At 72.9% G+C, this 24,486-nt stretch carries 24 protein-coding genes and 1 riboswitch; of the genes, 9 read left to right on the forward strand and 15 right to left on the reverse strand.

Annotated features, from left to right (window positions below; all coding sequences use genetic code 11):
- From VFZ92_RS27795 to VFZ92_RS27805, 3 genes are all read right to left on the reverse strand, one after another.
- Positions 1–734 (reverse strand): siderophore-interacting protein (locus VFZ92_RS27795; protein ID WP_330879001.1); only part of this gene is annotated, 734 nt, incomplete at its 3' end.
- Positions 735–776: 42 nt separating this feature from the next.
- The gene (locus tag VFZ92_RS27800; protein ID WP_330879002.1) at positions 777–1,418 is read right to left on the reverse strand and encodes a class I SAM-dependent methyltransferase; all 642 of its coding nucleotides are present in this window, start codon (positions 1,416–1,418) and stop codon (positions 777–779) included.
- 104 nt (positions 1,419–1,522) lie between these two features.
- On the reverse strand, positions 1,523–1,945 hold the full coding sequence (locus tag VFZ92_RS27805) for a hypothetical protein (RefSeq protein ID WP_330879003.1): 423 nt from the start codon (positions 1,943–1,945) through the stop codon (positions 1,523–1,525).
- Positions 1,946–2,240: 295 nt separating this feature from the next.
- On the opposite strand from VFZ92_RS27805, the gene VFZ92_RS27810 reads away from it, so the two are divergent.
- The 3 genes from VFZ92_RS27810 (at position 2,241) to VFZ92_RS27820 (ending at position 4,523) form a co-directional block, all read left to right on the forward strand.
- Positions 2,241–2,798, forward strand: a complete 558-nt coding sequence (locus VFZ92_RS27810; protein ID WP_330879004.1) for a hypothetical protein — start codon at positions 2,241–2,243, stop codon at positions 2,796–2,798.
- Positions 2,799–2,916: 118 nt separating this feature from the next.
- Positions 2,917–3,318 (forward strand): YciI family protein, encoded by a 402-nt coding sequence (locus tag VFZ92_RS27815; RefSeq protein ID WP_330879005.1) that lies wholly within the window; start codon positions 2,917–2,919, stop codon positions 3,316–3,318.
- Positions 3,315–4,523, forward strand: a complete 1,209-nt coding sequence (locus VFZ92_RS27820; protein ID WP_330879006.1) for an RNA polymerase sigma factor — start codon at positions 3,315–3,317, stop codon at positions 4,521–4,523. Before VFZ92_RS27815 ends, VFZ92_RS27820 begins: the two co-directional genes overlap by 4 nt.
- Here VFZ92_RS27820 and VFZ92_RS27825 read toward each other — a convergent pair.
- Positions 4,492–5,337 carry an alpha/beta hydrolase gene (locus VFZ92_RS27825; protein WP_330879007.1) on the reverse strand — a complete coding sequence of 282 codons (846 nt, stop codon included), beginning with the start codon at positions 5,335–5,337 and terminating at the stop codon, positions 4,492–4,494. The two genes, VFZ92_RS27820 and VFZ92_RS27825, sit on opposite strands and share 32 nt — an antisense overlap.
- 42 nt (positions 5,338–5,379) lie before the next feature.
- A complete protein-coding gene (gene rnhA, locus VFZ92_RS27830; RefSeq protein WP_330879008.1) occupies positions 5,380–5,865 on the reverse strand; it encodes a ribonuclease HI in 486 nt (161 codons plus the stop codon).
- A 37-nt stretch (positions 5,866–5,902) separates the two neighbouring features.
- A riboswitch (S-adenosyl-L-homocysteine riboswitch) is annotated at positions 5,903–5,981 on the forward strand.
- A gap of 16 nt (positions 5,982–5,997) precedes the next feature.
- Here rnhA and metH point away from each other — a divergent pair.
- Both metH and VFZ92_RS27840 read left to right on the forward strand, forming a co-directional pair.
- A complete protein-coding gene (metH, locus tag VFZ92_RS27835; RefSeq protein ID WP_414720033.1) occupies positions 5,998–9,594 on the forward strand; it encodes a methionine synthase in 3,597 nt (1,198 codons plus the stop codon).
- Positions 9,595–9,718: 124 nt separating this feature from the next.
- Complete coding sequence (locus VFZ92_RS27840; protein WP_330879009.1) at positions 9,719–10,279, forward strand: antibiotic biosynthesis monooxygenase; 561 nt, start codon at positions 9,719–9,721, stop codon at positions 10,277–10,279.
- A 1-nt stretch (position 10,280) separates the two neighbouring features.
- On the opposite strand, the gene VFZ92_RS27845 is transcribed toward VFZ92_RS27840, so the two are convergent.
- From VFZ92_RS27845 to VFZ92_RS27855, 3 genes are all read right to left on the reverse strand, one after another.
- The gene (locus VFZ92_RS27845) at positions 10,281–11,651 is read right to left on the reverse strand and encodes a DUF6351 family protein (RefSeq protein ID WP_330879010.1); all 1,371 of its coding nucleotides are present in this window, start codon (positions 11,649–11,651) and stop codon (positions 10,281–10,283) included.
- Positions 11,652–11,760: 109 nt separating this feature from the next.
- On the reverse strand, positions 11,761–12,729 hold the full coding sequence (gene ligD / locus VFZ92_RS27850; RefSeq protein WP_330879011.1) for a non-homologous end-joining DNA ligase: 969 nt from the start codon (positions 12,727–12,729) through the stop codon (positions 11,761–11,763).
- Between the two features lie 21 nt (positions 12,730–12,750).
- The gene (locus VFZ92_RS27855) at positions 12,751–14,115 is read right to left on the reverse strand and encodes a PLP-dependent aminotransferase family protein (RefSeq protein ID WP_330879012.1); all 1,365 of its coding nucleotides are present in this window, start codon (positions 14,113–14,115) and stop codon (positions 12,751–12,753) included.
- A gap of 46 nt (positions 14,116–14,161) precedes the next feature.
- Between VFZ92_RS27855 and VFZ92_RS27860 the strand changes: the two genes are divergently transcribed.
- A complete protein-coding gene (locus tag VFZ92_RS27860; RefSeq protein WP_330879013.1) occupies positions 14,162–14,617 on the forward strand; it encodes a carboxymuconolactone decarboxylase family protein in 456 nt (151 codons plus the stop codon).
- A gap of 261 nt (positions 14,618–14,878) precedes the next feature.
- Positions 14,879–15,892, forward strand: coding sequence for a DUF4037 domain-containing protein (locus tag VFZ92_RS27865; RefSeq protein ID WP_330879014.1), 1,014 nt, complete (start codon positions 14,879–14,881; stop codon positions 15,890–15,892).
- A gap of 4 nt (positions 15,893–15,896) precedes the next feature.
- On the opposite strand, the gene VFZ92_RS27870 is transcribed toward VFZ92_RS27865, so the two are convergent.
- The 7 genes from VFZ92_RS27870 to VFZ92_RS27900 all read right to left on the reverse strand — a co-directional run bounded on the left by VFZ92_RS27870 (position 15,897) and on the right by VFZ92_RS27900 (position 22,481).
- A complete protein-coding gene (locus tag VFZ92_RS27870) occupies positions 15,897–16,847 on the reverse strand; it encodes an ATP-dependent DNA ligase (protein WP_330879016.1) in 951 nt (316 codons plus the stop codon).
- Between the two features lie 17 nt (positions 16,848–16,864).
- Positions 16,865–17,839, reverse strand: a complete 975-nt coding sequence (locus VFZ92_RS27875) for a hypothetical protein (protein ID WP_330879017.1) — start codon at positions 17,837–17,839, stop codon at positions 16,865–16,867.
- Positions 17,833–18,933, reverse strand: coding sequence for a glycoside hydrolase family 3 N-terminal domain-containing protein (locus VFZ92_RS27880; protein ID WP_414720036.1), 1,101 nt, complete (start codon positions 18,931–18,933; stop codon positions 17,833–17,835). Before VFZ92_RS27880 ends, VFZ92_RS27875 begins: the two co-directional genes overlap by 7 nt.
- Positions 18,934–19,055: 122 nt before the next feature.
- The gene (locus VFZ92_RS27885; protein WP_330879019.1) at positions 19,056–19,580 is read right to left on the reverse strand and encodes a hypothetical protein; all 525 of its coding nucleotides are present in this window, start codon (positions 19,578–19,580) and stop codon (positions 19,056–19,058) included.
- 4 nt (positions 19,581–19,584) lie between these two features.
- Positions 19,585–20,712 carry a hypothetical protein gene (locus VFZ92_RS27890; RefSeq protein WP_330879020.1) on the reverse strand — a complete coding sequence of 376 codons (1,128 nt, stop codon included), beginning with the start codon at positions 20,710–20,712 and terminating at the stop codon, positions 19,585–19,587.
- Between the two features lie 12 nt (positions 20,713–20,724).
- The gene (locus tag VFZ92_RS27895) at positions 20,725–21,135 is read right to left on the reverse strand and encodes a FixH family protein (protein WP_330879021.1); all 411 of its coding nucleotides are present in this window, start codon (positions 21,133–21,135) and stop codon (positions 20,725–20,727) included.
- Positions 21,132–22,481: a hypothetical protein gene (locus VFZ92_RS27900; RefSeq protein ID WP_414720034.1), complete on the reverse strand. Its 1,350-nt coding sequence runs from the start codon at positions 22,479–22,481 to the stop codon at positions 21,132–21,134. The genes VFZ92_RS27895 and VFZ92_RS27900 overlap by 4 nt, the downstream gene beginning before the upstream one ends.
- 172 nt (positions 22,482–22,653) lie before the next feature.
- Here VFZ92_RS27900 and VFZ92_RS27905 point away from each other — a divergent pair, with 172 nt between their 5' ends.
- Entirely contained in the window at positions 22,654–23,835 is a 1,182-nt protein-coding gene (locus VFZ92_RS27905) for a sensor histidine kinase (protein ID WP_330879023.1), read from the forward strand.
- Positions 23,829–24,485 carry a response regulator transcription factor gene (locus VFZ92_RS27910; RefSeq protein WP_330879024.1) on the forward strand — a complete coding sequence of 219 codons (657 nt, stop codon included), beginning with the start codon at positions 23,829–23,831 and terminating at the stop codon, positions 24,483–24,485. Before VFZ92_RS27905 ends, VFZ92_RS27910 begins: the two co-directional genes overlap by 7 nt.
- Position 24,486 lies beyond the last annotated feature (1 nt).

Consider the following 24,486-nt stretch of genomic DNA (forward strand, 5'->3'; position numbering starts at 1 on the left):
GCCAGGTTTGCCTCGCCGCAGATCCAGGCGTAGTCGAAGTCTTGTGCTGGTAGTGCCGCTACTGCTCGTAGGGCTTGGGTGCCCGGTGTGTTGTTGCCGCGGTGGACGAACTCGACCCCTGGTGGTGTTGGGATCTGGTAGGTCTCGTCCGGTACCTCTGCGATTGCCCGTGCGCCTGGTTGTTGTTCCAGGATTGCTGACAGTGCCGGTAGGGCTGTCTCGTCCGCCACCAGTAGGCGTTGTGCTGTGTCCGGTAGTTGTTCGTAGGTTGAGCCGCAGGCCCTGAAACCTGCGATGCTGCCCGGTTCCGCTGCTGTCGCCCAGTTCGAGCCGGGGCCGCGGGCGTCCTCGTGCAGGACGAAGTCCACGTCGATCTCGCACTGGGCGCGTCGTGCGGCTCTGACCGTGTACCAGCGCAGGTCTGGGCGGGTGGCTTCCGGCATCTTGGCGACCGCTGCGCGGATGTTGAGGCGGTCCACCGTCGGGAAGTGCAGTTCGTTGCCGCGTGGTACCAGCAGGCCGAAGTACTCGTCTGCTCCGCTGGTGTACCAGGTGCCGAACTCTGGTGCGTGGAAGGTGATTCGGCGCAGGTGGGGGTTCAGGGTGGTGGTTCTCGCCACCGTCATGGGGAACTGCTCGTACTCGTCGCGTTCGTTGGACGACGCCATGACCAGCGACGCCACCTTGCCGATGACCTTGTGCTGGAGCTGGTCCAGTGTCGAGTAGGTGCCCAAGATGCCGCCAACCTCCCCTGTGGGTGATGAGGTTAGGCTAGCCTAATCGTTGGCGTGGGCGAAGAGGATCGCGCCTCGGTGTTCGTCTCGGTGCAGGACGGTTTCGACGTCCACGGTGAAGCCGGCTTCCCGCAGTCGCGTCGACATCGTGGCGGGCTCGCGTTTGTGGATGTGCACGTTCATCGGGTGGCCGCCGTAGCCCTGGGTCTTCAGGGTGGTGTCGTCGCCCGCGTGGAAGCCGACCAGCAGTGGGCCGCCAGGGCGCAGTGCTCGGTGGAAGTGGGCCAGGACGCCGGGGAGTTCCTCGTCCGGGACGTGGATCAGGGAGAACCACGCGAGCAGGCCACCCGCCGAGTTGTCCGGGAGGCTCAGGTCCGTCATGGAGCCCACCTCGAAGTGCAGGTCCGGGTGGTCCCGGCGGGCCACCTCGATCATCGCGGGCGAGAGGTCGATGCCGAACGCGTCCAGGCCCAGGTCTCGGAGTTCCGCGGTGAGCCTGCCCGGTCCGCAGCCGATGTCGCCCACCGGGCCGCCGCCCGCGTTCCGCACCAGCTCGGCGAACACCGCCAGGGTCGCGCGCTGGTGCGGTTCGTCCTCCATGGCACCCCGCAGCAGGTCCGCGTAGCTGGTGGCGACCGTGTCGTAGGACGTGCGGGTGTCGGCCAGCCAGTTCTCCGTCGTCATGGCCGAGAATGGTAGCGGGGCGCGGGTGCCCCCTCGCGATCGCCTATTTGTTGATTGTGGCCACAGTGTGGACAAGTGGTCAGAAGGTGGTCAGAAAGGGGTTGTCAGGTTCCTTGTCGTCGTTGTGCGGAGGGGTGCGTGGTGGTGACCAGTTTGTCGGCCAGGGTCTGCTTCTTCCGCCACGCCAGTTGTGCGTGGGTCATGAGTCCGTAGCGCGTGCTGAATGTCGAAGTCCAGATCGACACGGTGCACCCGTGCATTCCGGTGGGGGTGAGGGCGATGGACACGGTGGGTGCGCCCGCTCTGAACTTGGGGCGGTAGTTCAGGTGTCCCGCGCCCGCTACCTGCGTCCACAGCGGCCCGAAGTGGTCGAACACGATCCTCGCCGCGTCCTGTTCGCTCAGCGGGGTCGGGATGTCGATCTGTTCCCGCGCCTTCACCTGGGTGACGATCGCCCAGCCCGTGAGTGCGATGATGAACAATATCACCATGACTTCCATGATGCGTTCCTCCCAGTCGCTCGTCACCCGGCCAATCGCGGTGGGGAGCGATTTCGTTGCATCCACAGGAAGTGATTTTTTGGTGCGGTGGTGGCGTAACGCCCGAGGCTTTTCCGCGACAGAGGTGGAGCGGGGTGGTCGTGCTCCGCGAATGTGCTGACGGTGAGTCGGAAGAGGTGTCGACATGACCACGTGCGCTGGTTGCGGGAGTTCCGCCCACCCTGGCGCCGCCTACTGCGCGCGGTGCGGGACGCCGCTGCCGCCCTCGGCGTTCGGGCTGCCGTCGCCCGCCCGGCCCTGCGCGTCCACGTCGGGGACCGGCGTGGCGCCTGCGCTGTTCACCGGGATCGTGATGCTGGTGCTCGTGTTCTTCGGCGTGCACCTGGCGTCGAACGCGGGCAGGGGTGGGGGTGCGGGGAGTTCCACGGTCGAGGTGGGTGGCAGCGGCCGTCCGCCCACCTACTCGGCCCCGTCCACCGGGTCCGGGCCGGTGGACGAGTCGTCGGCCCGGCTCGCGCTGGACCGGCAGGTCGCGGTCGACCGCCCGTCCGCGGAGCGGCTGGTCGACAGCTGGGTGCCGCAGCTGTCGTCCAAGAAGCTCGGGCTGGTCGTCCGCGGGCTCACCTACGACCACCTGGCCGTGTGGCGGGACCACTCGGCGATCAGGGCGCGGTACCCGGACGCGCTGCTGCTGTGGTCGGCCGACTTCGTCAGCTACGACCGCGACGACTTCTGGGTGACCGTCGTCCCGCGCACCGCGGCCACGGGGGCGCAGGTCAACTCGTGGTGCGACGCGCAGGGCATCGGGGCCGACGACTGCTACGCCAAGCGGCTCACCCACACCGGCGGTTCGGCGGGCACGACGCTGCTGCGGGGGTGAGCGCTCCCGGTGGTTCGTGTGGTGGACTCGGACGTCGGATGTCGAGAACCCGTCGCGTGCTCCGTCCTCTCCACGACGGCGCCGAAACCGGGCGCGGCGGACCACGAGGAGAAGCACGATGCCGAAGTTCATGCTGCTGATGAGCTACTCGAAGATCGAGGGTGTGGAGCCGATCACCAGCTGGGCACCCGGCGACATCAAGGCGCACATCGACTTCCAGCAGGCGCTGGGCCAGGAGCTGACCGACAGGGGTGAGCTGGTCGACGGTCAGGGGCTGGCGGGGCCGGACCTGGCGAAGGTCGTCGTCTTCAAGGGCGAGGGGGCGCCGGTCGTGACCGACGGGCCGTTCCCGGAGACGAAGGAGTTCCTCGCCGGGTACTGGACGGTGGACGTGGAGTCGCAGGAGCGCGCGCTGGAGATCGCCGCGCAGGCCTCCGCGGCGCCCGGCCCGAACGGCGTGCCGATCGGGCAGCCGATCGAGGTGCGGGAAGTGATGAGCGCGCCGAGCGTCGAGCAGTGACGACCGGCGTCGAGGACCTGCTGCGCGAGCACGCGCCGCAGGTCCTCGGCGTGGTCGCCCGCCGGTACGGCGACTTCGCCGCCGCCGAGGACGCCGTGCAGGAGGCCCTGCTCGCCGCGGCCCTGCACTGGCCCCTCGACGGTGTGCCGGACAACCCGCGCGGCTGGCTGGTGCGGGCGGCGGTGCGGCGGATGACGGACCAGTTCCGCAGCGAGCAGGCCCGGCGTCGGCGGGAGGACGTCGCCGCGTCCCTGGAACCGCCGCCCGGTGAGGTGGTCGACCGCGACGACACGCTCGTCCTGCTGTTCCTGTGCTGCCACCCGGCCCTCACGCCCGCGTCGGCCATCGCGCTGACGCTGCGCGCGGTGGCCGGGCTGACCACCGCCGAGATCGCCACCGCGTTCCTGGTGCCCGAGACGACCATGGCGCAGCGCATCAGCCGGGCCAAGCAGCGCGTGAAGGCGTCCGGGGTGCCGTTCGCCATGCCCGTCGGCGACGAGCGCGCGCCCCGGCTGCGGTCCGTGCTGCGCGTCCTCTACCTGCTGTTCAACGAGGGCTACACCAGCAGCAGCGGCCACGAGCTGCACCGGGGCGAGCTGTCCGGCGAGGCGATCCGGCTGGCCCGCGCCGTGCACGCGGTGCTGCCCGACGACGGCGAGGTGGCGGGCCTGCTCGCGCTGATGCTCCTCACCGACGCCCGCCGTCCCGCGCGCACCGCCGCCGACGGCTCGCTGGTGCCGCTGGCCGAGCAGGACCGGACCCTGTGGGACCACGGCCTGATCGTCGAGGGCGTCGCGCTGGTGACCAGCGCGGTGTCCAGGGGGATGGTGGGGGAGTACCAGTTGCAGGCCGCCATCGCCGCCGTCCACGACGACGCCGCCAAGGCCGAGGACACCGACTGGCCCGAGATCCTCGGCCTGTACGGGCTGCTGGAACGCATGACCGGCAACCCGATGGTCACCCTGAACCGCGCCGTCGCCGTGGCGGTGGTGCACGGCCCCGAGGCGGGCCTGGTGCTGCTGGACGCCGTGGCCGACCGCCTGGACGGCCACTACCGGCTGGACGCCGTGCGGGCGCACCTGTGCGAGATGGCGGGCGACGTCGAGGCGGCCGTGGAGCACTACCGGGTGGCCGCGGGCAGGACGACGAGCACGCCGGAGCGCAACTACCTGGTCACGCAGGCCGCTCGGCTAGGAACGCCGTGACGGTCGCGGTGAACCTCGCCGGGTCGTCGAGCCACGGGAAGTGGCCCGCGCCGGACTGGACGTGCAGGGCGCTCGTCGGGAACAGGTCCGCGAACGCGGCCACGACCTGCGGCGGGACGGACATGTCGAGGTCGCCCGCCAGCAGCAGCACCGGTGCCGTGAACGCGGCGAGGGCGGCGCGCGTCGTCTCCGGGGCGTAGGCGCCCTCCGCGCCGAACGCGGCGGCGGCCTCGGTGTTGCGGTGGCCGGCCTGGGCGGCGTGGTGCGCCCTGGCCGCGGCGTCCCAGCGGCCGTAGGTGAACGGGACCAGCGCGTCCCAGTCCGAGCCCTCACCGGCGACGATGGCCTCGAAAGCGGCCGAGACGCCCGCGTGCCCCGGGTCGTCCGCGCGCCGCCGCAGCACCTCGCGGCGGTGGTCGGCGGTGGTGGTGAGGCCGACGGCGAACGTGCTCGGCGTGACGAGGACGAGCCTGCTCACCCGGTCCGGGTGGGCGGTCGCGTACAGGACGGCGAGGTTCGCGCCCGCGGAGTGGGCGAGCAGGTCGATCCGCTCCGGACCGAGGTGCTCGCGCAGCGCCTCGACGTCGTCCACCTGTCGGTCGCAGCGGTAGGACGCGGGGTCGGCGGGCGTGCCGGAGCCGCCGGTGCCGCGCGGGTCGAGCAGGACGAGCCGGTGCCGCGCGGACAGGCCGCCCAGGCCACCGAGGTAGGCCGCGTCCTGCATCGGGCCGCCCGGCAGGCACACCAGCGGCGGGCCGTCGCCGACCTCGGCGTAGGCGAGGGTCGTTCCGTCACGTGCGGGGAGGGCGGCCACGGCCGGGATCATCGCAGCGCCGCCGCGGCCGGGCCAAGCGGTTTACCCGACCGCCGACCGGTACGTCGCCGGGTCGTGGCCCGCCGCGCGCAGGGCCTCCTCCAGACCGCGCAGCGCGAGGCGGTCGGCGTGCTCGTTGCCGGGGTCGCCCGCGTGGCCCTTGACCCACCGCCACTCGACGGTGTGCCGCTCCACGGCCTTCTCCAGCAGCACCCACAGGTCGGCGTTCTTCACCGGCTGCTTGGCCGCGGTCAGCCAGCCGTTGGCCTTCCACTTGGGGATCCACGCGGTGATGCCGTTGCGCACGTACGTGCTGTCGGTGAACAACCGCACGGTCACCGGCCGCGTGAGGTGGTCCAGCGCGCGGATGGGCGCGGTCAGCTCCATCCGGTTGTTCGTGGTCTCCGTCGCCTCGCCGCCGCACAGCTCCTTCTCGTGCTCGCCGTAGCGCAGCACGGCACCCCAACCACCGGGTCCGGGGTTCGTCCAGCAGGCGCCGTCGGTGTAGATGTCCACGATCTGGTCCACCGCCGCAATCTACCGCCGGTTCCGGTAATCTCGGGTCAGGGTCGAGAGGCGCTGCAACGGACCACGGTCCGCCACGCTCGGCCCGTCCTCCGGTGAAGCAAGGGCGCCTCCACACCACCGTGGAGGCTGCCCGTGAGCGAACTGCGTGACCTGCTGGATCGTCGGATCGCGGTGCTCGACGGCGCGTGGGGCACCATGCTCCAGGGCGCCGGGCTCACCGAGGCCGATTACAAGGCGGACCGGTTCCAGAACCACACGCACGACGTGACCGGCGACCCCGACCTGCTGAACCTGACCCGCCCGGACGTCATCCTCGACGTCCACCGGCAGTACCTCGCCGCGGGCGCGGACATCACGACGACCAACACGTTCACCGCGACCAGCATCGGCCAGGCCGACTACGGCCTCCAGGGCCTGGTGCGGGACATGAACGTGGAGGGCGCGCGGCTCGCCCGCCAGGCCGCCGACGAGTTCGGCGGCCGGTTCGTCGCCGGGTCGATCGGCCCGCTGAACGTGACCCTGTCGCTGTCACCGAGGGTGGAGGACCCGGCCTACCGCGCCGTGTCGTTCGACCAGGTGCGCGACACCTACGCGGAGCAGATCTCCGGGCTCGTCGAGGGCGGCGTCGACCTGCTGCTGGTCGAGACCGTCTTCGACACCCTCAACGCCAAGGCGGCCATCGCCGCGGCCCGCGAGGTCGCGCCCGACCTGCCGCTGTGGATCTCGGTGACGATCGTCGACCTCTCCGGGCGCACGCTGTCCGGCCAGACGGTCGAGGCGTTCTGGAGCGCGGTCGAGCACGCGAAGCCGCTGGTGGTCGGCGTGAACTGCTCGCTGGGCGCCGAGGAGATGCGACCGCACGTCACCGAGCTGGCCCGGTTCGCCGACACCTACACGGCCTGCCACCCCAACGCCGGCCTGCCCAACGCGTTCGGCGGCTACGACCAGACCCCGGACGAGACCGCCGCGCTGCTCGAGGACTTCGCCGAGCAGGGCATGGTCAACATCGCCGGTGGCTGCTGCGGCACCACCCCCGCGCACATCGAGAAGATCGCGCGGGCGGTCTCCGGTCTGGCGCCGCGCGTCGTGCCGCCCGCGCGGGCGCGCACCCGGTTCAGCGGCCTCGAACCGTTCTCGATCGGCCCGGACACCGGGTTCGTGATGATCGGCGAGCGCACGAACGTGACCGGCTCGGCGAAGTTCCGCCGCCTCATCGAGGGCGACAACCACCAGGCCGCCGTGGACGTGGCGCTGGAGCAGGTGCGCGGCGGCGCGAACCTGCTGGACGTCAACATGGACGCCGACCTGCTCGACAGCGAGCAGGCGATGACCACGTTCCTCAACCTCATCGCGACCGAGCCCGAGGTCGCGCGCATCCCCGTGATGATCGACAGCTCGCGGTGGAGCGTGCTCGAAGCGGGCCTGAAGTGCGTGCAGGGCAAGGGGGTCGTGAACTCGATCAGCCTCAAGGAGGGCGAGGAGCCGTTCCTGGAGCAGGCCCGGCGGATCCGCGACTACGGCGCCGGTGTCGTCGTGATGGCGTTCGACGAGCAGGGCCAGGCCGACACGACCGAGCGCAAGGTGGCCATCTGCGGCCGCGCCTACGACCTGCTGACGCGGCAGGCCGGGTTCCCGGCCGAGGACATCGTGTTCGACCCGAACGTCCTCGCGGTCGCGACCGGCATCGCCGAGCACAACGGGTACGCCAAGGCGTTCATCGACGCGTTGCCGCTGATCAAGCAGCGGTGTCCGGGCGCGCACATCAGCGGCGGCATCTCGAACCTGTCGTTCTCCTTCCGCGGCAACGACGTCGTGCGCGAGGCCATGCACTCGGCGTTCCTGTTCCACGCCGTGCGGGCCGGGCTGGACATGGGCATCGTCAACGCCGGTCAGCTCGCGGTCTACCAGGACATCCCGCCGGACCTGCTGGAGCTGGTCGAGGACGTGCTGTTCGACCGCCGCGAGGACGCGACGGACCGGCTGGTGTCGTTCGCCGAGAACGTCAAGGGGGCGGGCACCAAGCGGGTCGTCGACCTGGCCTGGCGCGAGGCCCCGGTGGAGGAGCGGCTCGCGCACGCGCTGGTGCACGGCATCGTCGACTTCATCGAGGCCGACACCGAGGAGGCCCGGCTGATCATGGACCGGCCGCTCCAGGTGATCGAGGGCCCGCTGATGGACGGCATGAAGATCGTCGGCGACCTGTTCGGCGCCGGGAAGATGTTCCTGCCGCAGGTGGTGAAGAGCGCGCGCGTGATGAAGCGCTCCGTCGCGTACCTGGAGCCGTTCATGGAGGCCGAGAAGGAGTTGGCCCGCCAGGAGGGCCGGGCGGAGGTCAGCCGCGGGCAGGGCAAGGTCGTGCTCGCGACGGTGAAGGGCGACGTCCACGACATCGGCAAGAACATCGTCGGCGTCGTGCTGGGCTGCAACAACTACGAGGTCATCGACCTCGGCGTGATGGTGCCCGCGTCCGTCATCCTGGACACCGCCGTCGCCGAGAACGCCGACGCGGTGGGGCTGTCCGGGTTGATCACGCCGTCGCTGGACGAGATGGTCACCGTCGCCAAGGAGATGGAGCGCCGCGGCCTGAAGCTGCCGCTGCTCATCGGCGGTGCGACCACGTCCCGCCAGCACACCGCCGTCCGCATCGCCCCGGCCTACGAGCAGACCACCGTGCACGTGCTCGACGCGTCCCGTGTCGTCGGCGTCGTCTCGGACCTGCTCGACCACGACCGCGCCGAAGCGCTCGCGGTGAGCAACCGCGCGGACCAGCAGACCCTGCGGGAGCAGCACGAGAGCAAGAAGCGGCAGCCGATGCTGTCGCTGGCCGAGGCCCGCGCGAACCGCGAGGTGGTCGAGTTCGGCGAGCTGCCCGTGCCCGCGTTCACCGGCCTGCGCCTGGTGGAACCGGACCTGGCGGCGTTGCGCGACATGGTCGACTGGCAGTTCCTGTTCCTGGCGTGGGAGCTGAAGGGCAAGTACCCGGCGATCCTGGAGCAGCCGGTGGCGCGGGAGCTGTTCGACGACGCCAACGAGCTGCTCGACCAGATCATCGCCGACGGGTCGTTCCAGGCCCGTGGCGCGTACGGGTACTGGCCCGCGCACTCCTCCGGGGACGACATCGTCCTGGAGGGCGGCCCGAGCTTCCCGATGCTCCGGCAGCAGACCGTGAAGCCGCTGAGCCGCCCGAACCGGTGCCTGTCCGACTACATCGCGCCCGAGGGCGACCACATCGGCGGCTTCGCCGTGGCGATCCACGGGGCGGAGGCGCTGGCGGCCTCCTACGAGGCCCGGCAGGACGACTACCGGGCCATCATGGTCAAGGCGCTGGCCGACCGGCTGGCCGAGGCGTTCGCCGAGTACATCCACCTGGAGGCGCGGCGGAACTGGTTCGAGCCGGACGCCCGGCCGGAGCTGGCCGACCTGCACGCCGAGCGCTTCCGCGGCATCCGGCCCGCGCTGGGGTACCCGGCCTCGCCGGACCACAGCGAGAAGGTGGAGCTGTTCGACCTGCTCGACGCCGAGTCGCTGGGGATGGGCCTGACCACGTCCTACGCCATGACGCCCGCGGCGAGCGTGAGCGGGCTGATCTTCGCCCACGAGGCGTCGCGGTACTTCACCGTGGGGCGGCTGGGGAAGGACCAGATCGAGGACTACGCGGTGCGGCGCGGGATGCCGGTCGCCGAGGTCGAACGCTGGCTGCGCCCCAACCTGGCCTACGAGCCCAGGTGAGTCGGCAGGGCCGGGCCGACGTTCCGCGGCGGGTGCGGGACGTCGGCCCGCGTCCGGGTGACGGTGGTCGTGGCGGGGGTGGCGCAGCGGGTGGAACCGGGGTCCTGCCGGCACGCTGACCCGCATGACCGGTACTCCCGGCAGCCCGGTGACGGTGGCGATCACCCGGCAGGCCGACCCCGCGCACCAGACCGAGATGCACGCCTGGGTGCAGGCGGGCATCTCGATGGCGCAGACGTTCGACGGCTACCTGGGCGGTGGTTGGGTGCGCACGGGGCAGGGGTCGGGGGAGTGGCACATGCTCTACCGGTTCGCGAGCCCCGCGGCGCTGGCGGCGTGGGAGGAGTCGCCGCAGCGCCGCTGGTGGCTGCACACCGCGCAGGGCCTGGTCGAGCACACGCGGACCGAGCGGCGGACCGGGATCGAGGGGTGGTTCGACCCGCCGGTGGAGCGCGAGCTGGTCGAGCACACGGCGTCGGCGCCGCCGAGGTGGAAGCAGGCCACGATCATCTGGATCGTGTTCTTCCCGTTGAACCTGCTCGCCACCCTCACCCTCGGGAAGGTGATCGCCGACCTGAACGTGGTGCCGCGGGTGATGATCACGACGCTGGTGCTGACGCCGGTGATGACCTACGTCCTCCTGCCGTGGGTCACCCGCAGGCTGGAGTGGTGGCTGCGCGGCTGAGTCACGGGGCGATGCCCCGGACGCCCTGCCGCTCCCACAGGAACGACTGGAGCGGCGTCAGCGCGGGCCAGCGGGTGCCGCCGGGCCGGGCGTTGACGCGGGACGCGTAGGACGCGGGGGTGTAGGCGGGGTCGAAGAAGCAGCCCGTGCCGTACTTCACGTCGTTGGCCGGGCAGGACGCGGCGACCGACGCCGGGGTGGGCTTGCGGCCGGTGCGCTCCCACGTCACCAGGGCTTCCAGGGCGCTCGCGTACTCGGAGTCGCTCAACGCGCTGTGCTCGGTCTCCGTCGTGAACGTCTGCACCAGGTTCGGCCGCCACCCCAGGGACGCGCGGAACGCCGCCTCGTGCTCCACGAACGCCGTCGGGTCGCCGATGGCGTGCACCGTGAGCACCGGCACGGAGATCGTGCCGGTGATGTCGCTGTCGTAGGACAGGTCGCGCGCGGCCGACGGGTCGGCGGAGAAGCGCTCCACGCCCGCGTTCAGCGCGGCGTCGTCGTGGGACCCGGAGTAGCGGACGCCCTTGTTGCTGAACGGGTTCCGGCCGCCCAGTCGGTTGTGGACGATGTCGCGGAACGTGAACGTGGCGAAGTTCAGGTGCGACGCCAGCGCGCCCTCGGAGATGCGCGTGACCGCGAGGATGTCGTCCAGGTTCCGCTGCTGCACCGGGGTCCGGGTGGCCGACGTGATGCCGGTGCACTCCTCCAGCCGCGCCCGCAGGCCCGTGCCGGTCATCGTGGAGTCCGGGCGCAGCCCCTGCCACAGCGGGTACCGCGGCTCGGTCGGCCTGGGGTGGTTGCCGCAGTAGTACTGGTAGACCACGCGCAGGTCGACGCGGTAGTCGTAGCCGCGCGACCCTCCCGCGAGGACTCCGCTGGTGAGCAGCACGGCGTCGTAGGAGCCGGGGTGGACCTCGGCGGTCTTCGCGGCCACGTTGCCGCCCCACGACTGGCCGTGCAGCAACGTCGTGCGCGGCTCGCCGAACTTCGCGACGACGAGCTCGCGCAGGTTCTCCGTGTCGGCCACGGCCATGCGCGTGCCGTAGCCGCCGCGCCGGTAGGACGACCCGGCCCACAGGTAGCCCTCGCGGACCACGACCGACCAGCGGGTCAGGTCGTCGGCCGTGCGGGTGGGCGCGGGAGCGCCGAGGTCGGGGCCGCCGTGCGAGTGCACGACGAGGGAACCGTTCCACGCCTTGGGTTTCGCGATCGTGTAGTACGCGCCGTTGACGTCCTGGCCGCCGTAGCACGTGGTGTCCGCGGGAAGCGCCGTCGGGCACGCGACGACCTCCGGACCGGTCGCCGCGGAGGCGGGTGGGGTGAGACCAAGGGCCAGCGCGACGCCCAGTGATCCGGCCAGTACGGCTCGCACAGGAGGACCTCCTCGTGACTCGGGCGCCTCGTCGCGCCGCCGGGACATGGTCGGCTCCCGCGACCGCCGGGGTCCACGGCTCGCGGCAAAACTTGGGGTTCGCCTGACGTCAGCCGTCGGCGCCGCCGGGGTCGGCAGCGCCCTCCCGCTCGTCGCGCTCGGCCCACTCCAGCAACGGGGCCAGCGAGAACACCGCGTCGTCGATGCCCTCGTGCGGGTCGCCGAGCGAGGCGAACCGGGCGGGCACCGTGGCGATGGTGAACTCCCGCGGGTCCACGTCGTCCACCTCGTCCCACGTGATCGGGGTGGACACCGTGCCCTCGGGGTTGCCGCGCACCGAGTACGCGGCGGCGATCGTGTGGTCGCGGGCGTTCTGGTTGTAGTCCACGAACAGCTTCGACGGGTCGCGGTCCTTGCGCCACCACGTCGTCGTCACGTCGGCGGGTGCCCGCCGCTCGACCTCGCGGGCGAACGCCAGCGCGGCCCGCCGCACGTCGGCGAACCCCCAGTCCGGCCGGATCCGCACGTACACGTGCAGCCCGTTGCCGCCGGACGTCTTCGGCCAGCCCACCGCGCCCAGCTCGTCCAGCACCTCGTGCGCCACGTGCGCGACCCGCTTGACGGTCGCGAAGCCGCAGTCCGGCATCGGGTCGAGGTCGATGCGCCACTCGTCGGGCTTCTCGGTGTCCGCCCGCCGCGAGTTCCACGGGTGGAACTCCACCGCCGACATCTGCACCGACCACACCACGTCCGCCACGTGCGTCACGCACAGCTCGTCCGCGTGCCGGTGGTAGCGCGGGAACTCCACCCGCACCGTCTCCACCCACGGCGGCGCCCCGTGCGGCAGCCGCTTCTGGTGCACCTTCTCCCCGTCGACGCCGTCGGGGAACCGGTGCGTCATGCACGGCCGCTCCCGCAGCGCGCGCACGACGCCGTCGCCGACGGCCAGGTAGTACCGGGCGAGGTCGAGCTTCGTCTCCCCGCGCGCGGAGAAGTAGACGCGGTCCGGGTTGGAGATCCGCACGGTCCGGCCGCCCGCGTCCAGTTCCACCGCCGGAGACCCGCTCTTGCCAGCCATGCGGGTCAACGTAACCCGGAATCAGCCGGTCAGCTCGTGCAGAACGGCCAGCAGCGCCGCCAGCGCGCCGCCGAACGCGGGCTTGGACGACGCGCCGTAGCCGACGACGACGCCGCCGCGCCGGGCCGACCGGTCGATCCACAGCGGGCTCAGGGGTTCGACGCCCAGCGAGTGGCGGGCGGCCACCGCGGGCAGGTCCGCCTCGGCGTCGAGGGACAGCGGCACGACCAGGTGCAGGCCCGCCGAGATGCCGCGGACCTCCAGGTGGGGCGGGAGGGCGGCGACCAGGCGGTCGCGGCGGGACCGGTAGTCGAGGCGGCAGCGGCGGACGTGGCGGTCGTAGGCGCCGGAGGAGATGAGGTCGGCCAGCACGAGCTGGTTCAGCGTCGGTGGTTGGGCGCCGCTCGCGACGACCGCCGCCAGCACCGGGTCGACCAGGGAGCGCGGGAGGACCATCCAGCCGAGGCGGAGGGACGGGGACAGGGTCTTGCCCGCCGTGCCCGCGTAGACGACCTGCTCCGGCGCCAGCGCCTGGAGCGCGCCGACCTGCTGGCGGTCGAAGCGGAACTCGCCGTCGTAGTCGTCCTCGACGACGACCGCGCCGGAGCGGACCAGCGCCGTGCGGCGGGCGGGCGCGAGGGTGACGCCCAGCGGGAAGTGGTGCGCGGGGGTGACGACGGCCGTCGGGCTCCGGAGTTCGGCCACCCGCAGGCCGTCGTCGTCGACGGGGACGCCGACCACGCGCTGGCCACCGGCCGAGGCCAGCTCGCGGAACAGGGGGTACGACGGGTCCTCGAACGCCATCTCCCCGTGGCCGAGGTCGCGCAGGGCGCGGCTCAGCACGGTGATGGCGTGCGAGAAGCCCGAGCAGACGACGATCCGCGACGGGTCGGCTCGCACGCCCCTGGCCCGGCCGAGGTAGGCCGCCAGCGTCTCCCGCAGGGGCAGCGCCCCGGCGGGGTCGCCGTAGTCGAACGCGCTGTTCGGGGCGTGCTGCACGACACGCTTGGTCGCGGCCAGCCACTGGTCGCGGGGGAACGTGGACGGGTCGGGGCGGCCGGGTTCGAGCGACCAGCGGGGAGCGCGGGCGCGCCCGGCGGCGGGCGGGCCGGTCTTCGGCTCCGCGCCCGCCGTCGCCACGCGGGTCGGCGCGCCCTGGCTCGTGGTCAGGTACCCCTCGGCGGCGAGGTCGGCGTACACCCTGGTCACGGTGCCGCGCGCGAGCCCGAGGTCGTGGGCCAGCGCCCGCGTCGAGGGGACCACGACCCCCGCCCGCCAGCGTCCGTCGCGGATGGCGGCCCTGATCGCGTCGGCCAGGCCGGTGCTGCCCGTGCCCGGCGTCCAGTTCAGGTGGGCGTCCACCGAACTGGACCACGTTTCCGGCATGGAACTGGACCATACGCGTGTGCCAGTTCGGACTACCGTCGGAGGCGTGTCGAAACGAATCCAGATGAGTCCCGGCCTGGCCGGACCGTACAAGGCCATGATCGCACTCGAAGGCGAGGTCGTCCGCGCCGCGCGCGAGCACGGGCTCGACAAGTCGCTCCTCGAACTGGTCAAGATCAGGGCGTCCCAGCTCAACGGGTGCGCCTTCTGCCTCGACATGCACACGAGGGACGCGGTCAAGGGCGGCGAGGAGCCGCGCAGGCTCTACGTGCTCAGCGCGTGGCGCGAGACCGAGCTGTTCACCGAGCAGGAGCGCGCCGCGCTCGAACTCACCGAGGCCGTCACCCGGCTCTCGGTGACCCAGGACGTCCCGGACGACGTCTACGACCGCGCGACGGCCGTGTTCACCGAACCCCAGTACCAGGCGCTGGTGTGGGCGATCATCACCATCAACACGTGGAACAGGCTGGCCGTGCCCAGCCACGCGCCGCTGCCCTCCTGAGTCGGCAGGGCGGCCTGCGCCGCGCTGTTCGCGGCCTGGCCGGGACACCTCGGCGTGGCCGCCCGGCACGGCCCTCGGGTCGCTGGTGCAGGGGGTGCACCTCGTCCGCGTCCGGCCGGGCCGACGCGGTGGTGCGGGGGTTCGCGGATGCGGCAGACTGCGGCTGCCGCGTCCGCGGCTCCGGGGGGAGAACACCGTGTCGTTCAGCAGGCCCGCGCGCGAGCGCCGGGTGTCGAGGACCGCGTGCGCGGCGGTGTCCGGGTGACGGACTTCGTGCCGGGGCTGGAGCTGTCGCGCCGGTTCTACGACGAGGCCGTGCGGCCGCTGCTGCACGAGCACTTCGGGCCGGTGCCGCACGGGTCCGCGCGGATCGGGCAGGGGTCGGAGGTGTTCGGGTTCGACACGGCCCGGTCGGCCGACCACGAGTGGGGGCCTCGGCTCCAGCTGTTCGTCACGGCGGACGAGGCCGAGATCAGCCGGATGCTGTCGGAGCACCTGCCCAAGACGTTCCTCGGCTACCCCACGCACTTCGCGGGCGACGGGCCGATCGGGGTCATGGAGGCCACGGACGGGCCGGTGCGCCACCGCGTGGACGTGCTGTCGTTCAGCGCCTGGGCCGAGGAGCACCTGGGGTTCGACCCCCGAGGGCCGGTCGACACCGCCTCCTGGCTGGGCACGCCCACCCAGGCGCTGGCCGAGGCCACCGCGGGCGCGGTCTTCCACGACGGGCTGGGCGAGCTGCGCGTGGCGCGGGCCCGGCTGAGCTGGTACCCGGACGAGGTGTGGCGGTACGTGCTGGCGTGCCAGTGGCGGCGGCTCTCGCAGGAGGAGGCGTTCGTCGGGCGGTGCGGCGAGGTCGGCGACGAGCTGGGCTCCGCCGTCGTGGCGGCCAGGCTGGTGCGCGACCTGATGCGGCTGTGCCTGCTCATGGCCCGCCGTTACCCGCTGTACGGCAAGTGGGCGGGCAGCCAGTACGCCGGTCTCGCGGGAGCGCCGGACCTGCTGGCGGTGGTGACCGCGACCGGCTGGCGCGACCGCGAACGGCACCTCGCCCGCGCGTACGAGGCGGTCGCGGCGCGGCACAACGCGCTCGGCCTCACCGAGCCGGTCGACCCGACCACCCGCCCGTACCACGACCGGCCGTTCCAGGTGCTGCACGCCGAGCGGTTCGCGAACGCCCTGCGCGCCACCCTCTCCGACCCGGAGGTCGCGGCGCTGTCGTGGCGGGGCTCGGTGGACCAGCACGTCGACAACACCGACGTGCTGGCGCGCTGAGGCGCTACTCCCCGCGCCGGGCCTTGGCTCGGCGCTTGCCCTCGTGCATCGCCTGCACGCGGGCGACGGGGATGGTGTGGCCCTCGGCGACCAGGTCCGAGGGCAGCGCCAGCGGCTCGGGCATGGACTCCGCCCACGGGTCGCGGTCGCCGAGCAGCCCGGCGGCGGTCTTCAGGGTGAAGTCGGCGGGCGACACGCGGTCCAGGTCGTCCCAGGACACCGGGAACGACACCGGGGCGCCGGGCCGCAGCCGGGGGCTGTACGCCGCGGCGACCGTGGCGCCGCCCGCGCGGGTCGAGTCGAGGAACACCCTGCCGCCGCGGTCGTCCACGATGAACGCCGTCGTCGCCACGTCGGGGTCCAGCCGTTCGGCGCGCGCCGCGAGCGCGCGGCACGCGGCGGCCACGTCGTCCGCGGGCGTGTCCACGATCGGCACGAACACGTGCACGCCCTTGGCACCGCTGGTCTTCACCGCGCCCTCCAGCCCGGAGTCGGCGAGCGCCCGCCGCACGAGGTGCGCGGCCCGGACGGCCAGGTGGAACGCGTCCTCCTGCGGCGGGTCCAGGTCCAGCACCAGGTGCGTCGGGTGGTTCCACCGGTCGCGCGGGTACAGCGTCGGGTGGTACTCGACCGCCCGCTGGTTCGCGAACCACAGCAGCGTCCGCCGGTCGTCGCACACGCCGTAGGAGATCTCCCGCTTCGACGCCTCGGCCCAGATCGGCTGCCTGCGCACCCACTCCGGGGTGTACTTCGGCAGGTTCTTCTGCATGAACGGCGCCTGGCCGGGCCGCACGCGCACCACCGACAGCGGCCGGTCGGCCAGCACCGGGACGATCCTGTCCGACACCGCGTCCAGGTAGTCGACCAGGTCGCGCTTGGTCGCCTCGGACCCGTCGAACAACGGCTGGTCCAGGTTGGTCAGCGCGACGCCGTCCCGCTCCTCCGAGGTTCCCATCGCCACACCTTCCCCGGCTACGGGCCCTCCGGCAACTCCCACGCCCGCTCCAGCGCGGCGCTCGGGTAGCGGGTGTCGCGGTCGGGGCCCCGCAACTGCCGGTAGTACGGGGCGATCGCGTCCGCGACCGCGCGGTAGCGCCGCGCGAGCACCGCCGCCGGTTCGGGCACCGGGTCCAGGTTGCGGTCGAACCAGCCGAGCAGGTGCGACACCACGTAGTGGCGGTCGTAGTCGCGGTGCGCGGCGAAGAAGTCCCGCTCGGCGGGGGAGAGGTCGAAGTCGGAGCTGATGGCGAGCCCGAAGTCGGCGAAGTAGAGGCGCTCCCCGTCGGTCAGGAGGTTGTTGAAGTGCGCGTCGAAGTGCAGCACCCCGCGCGAGCGCAGGAAGTCCGCGGTCGCGAGGAGTTCGCGGTGCACCAGCGGGATCGCCGCGTCCAGCCCGCCGTCGGCGACCCGCTCCAGCAGCCACTCGTGCACGGTCCGCGGCAGGAACTCCAGGAACAGCACCAGGTGCGCCGACGAGTCGCGCAGCGCTTCGAGGCGGGCGCGCACCCCGGCCGACCCTCCCCAGTAGGCGGTGGTGCGCTCCAGGTCGTCGTCGTCCTCCCGCGGCGTCGAGCCGGGCAGCACCCGCCAGTGGTGCAGCAGCGGGAACCCGGCGTGCTCGCCGCCCAGCACCCACGCCGTGGTCTTCTCGTGGACGGCCAGTTCCCGCCACGCGCCGAACCCCGCCGACCCGACGCCGTACTGGAAGAACGTCGGCAGCCCGAACAGGTTCGCCGTGGACCGCACGTTCTCCGGCCGCAGCTCCAGGTCCGTGAGCGGCACCCTCTTCACGAACACCCGCACGCCGTCGACGTCCAGCGCCGCCGCCGTGCCGCCGATGCCCGTCCCCAGCGGGGTGGCGCCCTCCAGCAGCGCCGCCAGCTCCCCGTCGTCGAGCCCGGTCAGCGTCGTGGCCGCCGCGCGGTGGGCGTCGAGGCGGGTCAGCACGCGCCCTTGGACCTCAGCACGCGGTGCAGCGAGTCGGACACCCGCTCCTTGGCGAGACCGCCGTTGCCGAGGGCCTGCTCCAGCCCGTCCAGCACCTCGCCGACCCGGCCGCCGTTCGACCACAGCGCCACGTCCGCACCCGCGGCCAGCGCCTGCCGCACGGCCTCGGGCAGGTCGACCAGGTTCGTGACGGCCTTCATCGCGCCGAGGTCGTCGGTCATGACCACCCCGTCGAACGCGTACTCCGTGCGCAGCAGCTGGTAGGCGGCCGGGCTCAGGGTGGCGGGCGTGCCGTCGGTCAGGCCGGGCACGTCGAGGTGGCCGACCATCACGGCGATCGGACCGTAGGACTGGATGTCCTGGTAGGGCACCAGGTCGTTGGTCTTCAGCTCGGCCAGCGGCGGCGTGGCGACCAGACCCTGGTGGGAGTCGCCGCTCGCGTTGCCGTGGCCGGGGAAGTGCTTGAGCACGGGTTGGACCCCGGCGTCCCGCAGCCCGGCGGCGAACGCCGCGGCGTACGCGCGGGCGACGGCCGGGTCCGCGCTCCAGGACCGGTCGCCGATGACCGTGTCGTCGGCCTGCGCGCTGGTGTCCACGACCGGGGCCAGGTCCATCGTCACGCCCCTGGCCCGCAGCTGCCCGCCGCGCGTCTTGGCCAGCTCGCGGACCTGCTCGGGGGAGTTCGCGGCGACCATGGCGCGGGCGCTGGGCAGCGGGCCGTCCATGGCGTCGATCCGCTGCACGCGACCGCCCTCGTCGTCCACCGACACCGTGATCGGCAGCTTCGACACGGCCCTGACCAGCGCCAGCGCGCCCCCGGTGAGCAGACCGGGCGCGTCGCCGCCGATGAAGATGCCACCGACCTGCTCGGCCGTGACGATCGCCACCGCGTCCTCGGAGTTCTCCGGCTTCACCCCCACCTGGAGCAGCTGCGCGAGCTGCTGCCGGGTCGACAGGCCAGCGATGACCGGGGCGCACGGGTCCGTCGGGGCCGCCGCCTGGGCCTGCCCGCCGTCCCGCGACCCGGCGGGCGCCGCGACGTCGGGGAGGCCGAGCCTCGGCGCCACCTCCTGGTGGAAGGTGGCGGCGAGCATCGCCCCGAGGGCCAGCGCCGCCAGCGTCGTCGCGATGTTCCTGCGTCGCACGGGGGGTCGGCCTCCTGGGTATCCGCCGGACGGGTGGGCGCCACCAGTGTTCCCCAGGAGACCGCCCAGCACTAAACCGAGGTGTCCTCGCGCGTCCTGCGCCACGCGATCACGATGAGCGCTACCAGGCCGAACAGCGGCACGGTGCTGATCGCCCAACTCAACCCCATCGGGGGACCGGGCTGCTCCTGGACGGGCAGCACCAGCCGACCGGTGCCCGGTCCGTCGGGGCCGTCGACGGCGAACGCCAACGTCCAGTCACCGGGGTCCGGCAGCGCCGTGATGTCCAGGCCCCACACCTCCAGCTTGCGCGGGTGCCGCACCAGCGGGTCCGGCCTGCCCGCCCTCTTCCCATCGGGCCTGGACACCGACAGCGTGCCGCTCCTGCCCTCGATCCCGCCGTCCGGCACGAACGTGAAGTCCAGCGACTGGAGCGCCTTCACCGGCCACGTGCTGAACCCGACGGTCAGCGAGTACGGCCCGGCCTGCACCCGCTCGGTGTGCACGACGTTCACCGGCTCGTACGCGAGCGCCGTGCCCGCCGTGCCGAACAGCAGCCCGACGACGCCGAGCAGCGCCACCACGGTCCTCCTCATGCCGCTACCGCCCTTCCCGAACCGGGGCGAGGTGCCGCAGCATCCCGCCGAAGCGCACGCCGAGCAGGCCGCCCAGCGCGCCGAACACCAGACCGGCCACCGCGGTGCCGACGATCCCCGCGGTCGGGGGGAACCCGTTGCCGTACAGCCAGTTGTTCTGCACGGGCGCCGCGGCCGCCACCAGCAGGCCGCCGATCGCGCCCGCGACCAGCCCGAACACCCTCAGCGACCGGCCGTCGCGGCGTCCGAGGGCCAGCAGCCCCTCGACCAGGACCGCGACCAGCGGCAGGCTCATCGGCATCAGCGCGGGCAGCGCGGGCACGCCGTCGACGTAGTCGCGCATGGGCAGGCCGATCGCGTTCGCGTAGGCCTCGGTCGCCCACGGCGAGAACCACCAGAACACGCCCTGGAGCACGGCCACCGCGAGCGCGACGCCGAGCGCCCCGCCCGGACGGTCGAGCAGGCGGGCACCCATCACGACGATGAGCACGCACAGGAACGACAGGCCCACCGTCACGGTGTTCACCGGCCCGGCGTCGATCTCCGACAGGCCGATCGCGGTCACCGTGCTGAACGTCAGCAGCACCGCCAGCGAGACCAGCGCCGACGCCAGGCCCCAGGTCCGCGACCTGGCCACGGCGAACACCATGACCGCGCCGACCATCGTGATCGTGATCGACAGCAGCAGCCCGATGTGCGGCGGCGACGCGATCGTCGCGTCGAACCCGTACAGGCCGTGCCACCACTGGTCCCACAGGCCGTAGAGCAGGAACGACGCGGCGCCGATGCCGGAGATCAGGTAGCCGACGGGCGCGGCGAACGCGCGGCCGAGCACCGCGACCGCCCGGCCGCCGACCATCGGGTCCACCGCCTTGCCCGAGCGCTGCGCGGCCGTCGTCACCAGCACGACCACGAGGCTCGCGATGCCGGAGAACGCGCTGCCCGAGTACAGCAGCAGGTGCGGCAGCGTGAAGAACGTGTCCGGCCCGACGTCGTTGTGCCACTGGATGTCCCAGGTCAGCCCGGTCAGCGACAGCACGGTGCCGCCCAGCACGAAGCTCGCCGCGGTCATCCCGCGCGGCACGGCCTTGGTCGTCGTGGCCACGGAGGCCCCCGACGCGGTGAGATCCATGTTCGGTTCCCCTTATCCCTTCACCAGCAACGGAAGAACGACGTGGTCGACACCGCTCGCGTCGTGCAGCGAGACGGTGATCTGCCACGGACCGGCCATCGGCAGGTCCGCGGCGGGGGCGCGGAACCGGCCGCGCCCCTCGGGTAGTGCGGTGACGGGGGCCAGCGCGTGCCCCATCTGCGGCATCACCGGTTCGACGGTGACCTCGTCCGGCAGGACCGGCGCCCCGGACCGGTCGGTGACCTCGAACCCCAGCGAGTTCGGGCCGGTGCGCGGGTCCTCCACCGAGAGCCGGACGGTGTACCGCTCACCGGAGGCGGACGCGGTGGTCGCGCCGCCACCCGCCGTCGAGCGGACCACCAGCGCCACCAGCGCGACCACCACCGCCAGCACCGCGCTCGCGACGACCGTGCGCCTGCTCATCGAGCCGCACCCCCGGCCGCCGGGACGTCGACCACCGCGGGCACCGTGCGCACCGCGTAGCCGCGCTCGGCCTGCACCCACACGAGGTACCGGCCGGGCAGCGGGAAGGTGTAGGTGAACGGCACGTCCGGCCCGAACGCGGCGACGCTCTCGTCCGGTTCGTCCGGCATCCCCGGTGCCGGCGGGGTCATGGCGTGCACGTGCGCCCACACCGGCGCGTCCGCGACCTCCCCGGTCACCGGCCCGACCACGACCATGTGGCCGAGCATCCCCAGCCACGGCTGGAGGTCGTCGGCACCGAACCGGGCGGTGACCGTGCTCGGCGAGCCCGCCGCGGCGATCCTCCGGTCCAGGTCGACGTCCTCGGTGGCGGGCACCGCCGTGCCCGAGGCGGTCAGCGCGGCCGTGGTGCGCAGCAGCTGCCTGCCGCCGCCCCGGCGGGCGATCTCGACGGCCACCGCGTACCGGCCAGGCTCGGGCGCGACCAGCTTCGCCCGGTAGTCGCCCGGCCCGACCCGCACCGGGTGCAGGTGCCACAGCTTCCCGCTCGGCGACACCACGCCCAGGTGGGCCAGCGCGTTGTCGTGCACCAGCAGGTCGTCCACCGGCCGTCCGGTCGACCCGTCGGTCAGGGCCAGCCGGAGGTCGTCGCCCACGGCCGTGGCGACCAGGTTCACCGGCGGGCGCGAGTGGTCCACCGCGGCGGCCCGCGCGTTGGCGTAGGGGTCGGTGACGTTGTCCACCGTCGGGTCGAGGTCGCTGCCCGGAGCGGGTGGCGGTGGCACGGACGACGACAGCAGCGCCGCCGTGACCGCCACGGCCAGCGCCGCGACCACACCCGCCGCGGGCGCGAACGCGGCGACGCCGCCGCGGCGCAGCGCCACCACGAGCGTCACCAGCATCAGCGCGCCCGCCGCGACGAACCCGCCGTAGGCCGCGTTCTGCGGCGGTGACATCACCCGCGCGGGCACCACGAACGGGATCGTGGCGACCCGCTGCCCGTCGTCGAGCGCCAGTTCCCACGGCCCCGGCCCGTCCACCCGCAGCGTGCCGGTGTGGAAGCCGGGTTCCGCCGTCAGCCGCACGGTCGTCTCGCTGACCGCCGTGCCGTCGCGGCTCAACCTCAGCCTCAAGTCACCCGCCGGGCTGCCGACGTGCGTCACCACGTCCACGTGCACCGGGCCGGGCACCGGCTCGACCCGCCGGAGCACCACCGTCAGCTCGCGGTCGCCCATGGTCTGCGCGACCTGGATGTCGCCTGCTCCCGGCGCGCCGTCCGCGAGCGCCGGAACCGTTCCGCCCCAGGCGAAGCCGACCGCGCACAAGATCACCAGTATCGCTCTCATCATCGCCCCCATCGCCGTCGAACCTAGGGATCGCGGGCGGTGGGATCGTCACGGTCGGGGGTGAACCCGCCTCCCCCGCGAGAGGGACCCGAGCCCCCGGGGGGACCGTGGATCCCCCTGGCGGGGGACTCGCGGCGGCGCGCGGGGGCGGAGGATCGACGCTGTGAGGGGGATGTGGAGGCGCACTGACGACCCGAGGGTGTCGCTGACCCGGCAGTCGCTGCTCGTGGCGCTGGTGTGCCTGTTCGCCGACGCCTACGTGTACGTCATCAAGGCACCCCTGCCGTTCTCCGGGATGGCCGTGGTGGGGCTGCTGCTGATCGTCGTGGTGGACCTGGCGCTCGCGGGCCCCGCCCGCCTGTCCGGGGTCGTGGCCGTGGCGCACACCGGCGTGTACATCCTGATACCCCTGGTGCTGGAGCGGCCCCTGAAGTTCTGCGGCAACGACGCGGGCATGATGATCGCCGCCTACCGGGCGGGCGCCTGGCTGGTGGGCGCGCCAGCGTTCGCCACCCTCGCCACGATGGCACTGGGCCTGGTCGCCACCCACTTCGCCGTCCACGACGGCGCGGGCGACCTGAAGGCGCTGCCGTTCGAGGTGGTCAGCGGGTCGCTCCTGCCGTGGCTGGTCGGCCGCTACACGATCAAGCGGCGGGCGCACATCGCCGAGCTGGACCAGCGCTCGGAGCGCGAGAGGCGCGACGCCGAGGAGGCGCTGGCGCGGGCCATAGCGGCCGAGCGCAGCGCCATCGCCCGCGACCTGCACGACGTCATCGCGCACCACGTGAGCGCCATCAACCTGCACGCGGGCGCCGCGAGGTTGGGGCTGGACAAGGGGAACGCGCCGCTCGCCACGTCGTTGAGCGCCGTCGAGACCGCCAGCCGGGCCGCGATGATCGACCTGCGGCACCTGCTCGACCTGCTGCACGGCGACAACACCGACAGCGCGCGGCAGCCGGGCCTGGACAACCTCGACGAGCTGTTCGAGGGCGTGCGCGCCGCCGGGATACCCGCCAGGCTCACCACGTCCGGCGTGCCCCGCGCGCTGCCGGAGTCGCTCGGCATCACGCTGTACCGCATCGTGCAGGAGATGCTGACCAACGCCCTGCGCCACGGCGACCCGTCGGGTGTGGACGTGGAACTGGCGTTCCGGGAGGATTCCCTCGCGCTGACCACCACCAACCGCGTGCCCGCCCTGGTCGGCGCCCGCGCCGAGGGGCACCGCCGCGGGCTGGAGGGCATCCGCAACCGGGCCCGCCTGTTCCACGGCGTCACCACGTGCGGGCTGGACCCCGACGGGCGCACGTGGCGCACCGCCGTAGCCTTCCCCCTGGAGACCGCCCCACCATGCTGAGCGTCCTGCTCGCCGACGACCACGCCATGCTCCGCTCGGGCATGCGGGCCATCCTCGACACCCAGCCGGACCTCGACTGCGTCGCCGAGGTCGCGGACGGCCGCGCCGCCGTCGCCGAGGTCGCCCGCCTCCGCCCCGACGTGGCCGTGCTCGACGTCCGGATGCCGAAGCTCGACGGCCTGAGCGCCACCGAGGCCATCCTCGCCGCGCCCGACAACCGCACGAAGGTCGTCGTGCTCACCACCTACGACAGCGACGAGTACGTCTACCGGGCCCTCAGCGCGGGTGCCAGCGGGTTCCTGCTGAAGAGCCTGCCGCCGGAGGAGCTGATCAGCGCGATCCGCGTGGCGGCCCGCGGCGACGCGCTCATCGACCCGTCCGTCACCCAGCGCCTGGTGGCCCGCTTCGCCCGCAGCATCGCGCCCGCCGCGACCGCGCCGGGGCTGGAGCAGTTGACCGCGCGGGAGCGGGAGGTGCTGCTGCTGGTCGCGGAGGCGCGCACGAACGCGGAGATCGCGGCCGAGCTGCACGTGGGCGACGAGACGGTGAAGACCCACGTGTCCCGCATCCTCGCGAAGCTCGGTCTGCGCGACCGGGTCCACGCCGTGGTCTACGCCCACCTCAACGGGCTGGTGCCCCGAGGGGTCTAGC

Origin of the sequence: Umezawaea sp. (assembly GCF_036375055.1) — a bacterium.
Classification (GTDB): domain Bacteria; phylum Actinomycetota; class Actinomycetes; order Mycobacteriales; family Pseudonocardiaceae; genus Umezawaea.

Coding starts and splice junctions, on each gene's coding strand:
- VFZ92_RS27800 (WP_330879002.1), bottom strand. CDS start 1,418: ATGACGACGGAGAACTGGCTGGCCGACACCCGCACGTCCTACGACACG.
- VFZ92_RS27815 (WP_330879005.1), top strand. CDS start 2,917: ATGCCGAAGTTCATGCTGCTGATGAGCTACTCGAAGATCGAGGGTGTG.
- VFZ92_RS27840 (WP_330879009.1), top strand. CDS start 9,719: ATGACCGGTACTCCCGGCAGCCCGGTGACGGTGGCGATCACCCGGCAG.
- ligD (WP_330879011.1), bottom strand. CDS start 12,729: ATGGCTGGCAAGAGCGGGTCTCCGGCGGTGGAACTGGACGCGGGCGGC.
- VFZ92_RS27855 (WP_330879012.1), bottom strand. CDS start 14,115: ATGCCGGAAACGTGGTCCAGTTCGGTGGACGCCCACCTGAACTGGACG.
- VFZ92_RS27870 (WP_330879016.1), bottom strand. CDS start 16,847: ATGGGAACCTCGGAGGAGCGGGACGGCGTCGCGCTGACCAACCTGGAC.
- VFZ92_RS27880 (WP_414720036.1), bottom strand. CDS start 18,933: ATGCTCGCCGCCACCTTCCACCAGGAGGTGGCGCCGAGGCTCGGCCTC.
- VFZ92_RS27885 (WP_330879019.1), bottom strand. CDS start 19,580: ATGAGGAGGACCGTGGTGGCGCTGCTCGGCGTCGTCGGGCTGCTGTTC.
- VFZ92_RS27890 (WP_330879020.1), bottom strand. CDS start 20,712: ATGGATCTCACCGCGTCGGGGGCCTCCGTGGCCACGACGACCAAGGCC.
- VFZ92_RS27895 (WP_330879021.1), bottom strand. CDS start 21,135: ATGAGCAGGCGCACGGTCGTCGCGAGCGCGGTGCTGGCGGTGGTGGTC.
- VFZ92_RS27900 (WP_414720034.1), bottom strand. CDS start 22,481: ATGAGAGCGATACTGGTGATCTTGTGCGCGGTCGGCTTCGCCTGGGGC.
- VFZ92_RS27905 (WP_330879023.1), top strand. CDS start 22,654: ATGTGGAGGCGCACTGACGACCCGAGGGTGTCGCTGACCCGGCAGTCG.
- VFZ92_RS27910 (WP_330879024.1), top strand. CDS start 23,829: ATGCTGAGCGTCCTGCTCGCCGACGACCACGCCATGCTCCGCTCGGGC.